Genomic DNA, 1,538 nt, shown 5'->3' on the forward strand with positions numbered 1-1,538 from the left:
CTAATGGAGGCGATCGCCTTTTTAACTGATTAATTCACCACAGACACTTCTGACAATTTGTAGAAACTCCCGTAAAACAGGTGTCATATCCTCTTGCCGCCACACTACGGCCGTTTCTACTAATGGTGTTTTTTCTTCTAAAGTGCGATAAACTACACCAGCCCTTTGAAGATTTTGCAAAGAAGACGGTACGATCGCAATCCCCATTCCCGCTGACACTAGTCCGATAATTGTTTGCATTTGGATTGCTTCTTGAGTTACTTTTGGGCTAAAATTTCCTTGCTGGCAAAGACTCAGGATTTGATCGTAAAGTCCGGGGCCCAAATGGCGGGGAAACATAATAAAATTTTCGTCTTTTAGCGATCGCACTGAAATATTTTCTTGTCTGGCTAAGAAATGAGTTTCTAGCAAAGCTAAAATTAGTCCTTCTTGCTGAATACATTCTTGATTGAGAGTGTTGTCTTCTAAAGGTGGATGGGCAAAACCTACATGGATGCGGTGATTGAATAGCGCTTGTTCTTGCTGAGTTGTCGTTAATTCCTGCAATACTAACTCCACCTTTAGAAACTGTTCTCGAAACCGCCGCAAAATTACAGGCAGCAAATCGTAAGTTACCAAGCTGGTGAAACCTATTCGTAGTTGTCCTTTCTCACCCCTACCTGTCCGTTGAGTCAGATCAATTGCCTTGGACAGTTGAGCGAACAATTGATAAGCTTCTTGCAAAAATACTTGTCCGGCTTCCGTTAGCTGCACCTGTCGTTTAGTTTTGCGTTGAAAAAGTTCTACTCCTAGTTCTGCTTCTAGCTGTTGAATTTGCTGGCTTAAGGGCGGTTGAGCAATGTGAAGTCGCTCTGCGGCTCTACTAAAGTGCAGTTCTTCAGCTACAGCAATGAAGTAGCGCAGGTGTCGCAGTTCCATAGTTTTGATATTTTATAAGTCTCAAATATTCATAAATATATATTGGACATCTCAAAAATTGCTATCTATGATACTCATACATGCAAGTCAGAGGATGATGTAACTATGTCGGAGAATTTGAGAAGCCAAGTTGTAACGCAAGGAGTGCAGCGATCGCCAAATCGAGCCATGCTGCGTGCAGTTGGTTTTAAAGATGAAGATTTCAACAAAGCCATTGTCGGTATAGCCAACGGTTACAGCACCATCACTCCCTGCAATATGGGAATCAATCAACTGGCGCTCATAGCAGAAGTTGCCGTTAAAACCGCCGGAGCAATGCCACAAATGTTTGGCACGATTACCATCAGCGATGGGATTTCGATGGGAACTGAAGGGATGAAATATTCCCTCGTATCGCGGGAAGTCATCGCTGATTCCATTGAAACTGCCTGTACCGGACAAAGTATGGATGGTGTGCTAGCCATTGGCGGCTGTGATAAAAATATGCCAGGCGCAATGTTAGCGATCGCCCGGATGAATATCCCAGCAATATTCGTTTACGGTGGTACAATTAAACCCGGTCACTATAACGGACGCGATTTAACCGTTGTTAGTTCTTTTGAAGCAGTTGGTCAATACAG

The 1,538-nt window shown here is 43.4% G+C and carries 2 protein-coding genes; one reads left to right on the forward strand and one right to left on the reverse strand.

From position 1 onward, the window contains the following. Window positions 1-21: 21 nt before the first annotated feature. Entirely contained in the window at window positions 22-918 is an 897-nt protein-coding gene (locus tag GNF10_RS36780) for a LysR family transcriptional regulator (protein WP_185582405.1), read from the reverse strand. A 105-nt stretch (window positions 919-1,023) separates the two neighbouring features. Here GNF10_RS36780 and GNF10_RS36785 point away from each other — a divergent pair. Continuing rightward, window positions 1,024-1,538: dihydroxy-acid dehydratase (locus tag GNF10_RS36785; RefSeq protein WP_185607482.1), on the forward strand; the 515-nt coding region annotated here is incomplete at its 3' end.

The organism is Nostoc sp. UCD121 (genome assembly GCF_014222285.1).
GTDB lineage: Bacteria > Cyanobacteriota > Cyanobacteriia > Cyanobacteriales > Nostocaceae > Nostoc.

Coding starts and splice junctions, on each gene's coding strand:
- GNF10_RS36780 (WP_185582405.1), bottom strand. CDS start 918: ATGGAACTGCGACACCTGCGCTACTTCATTGCTGTAGCTGAAGAACTG.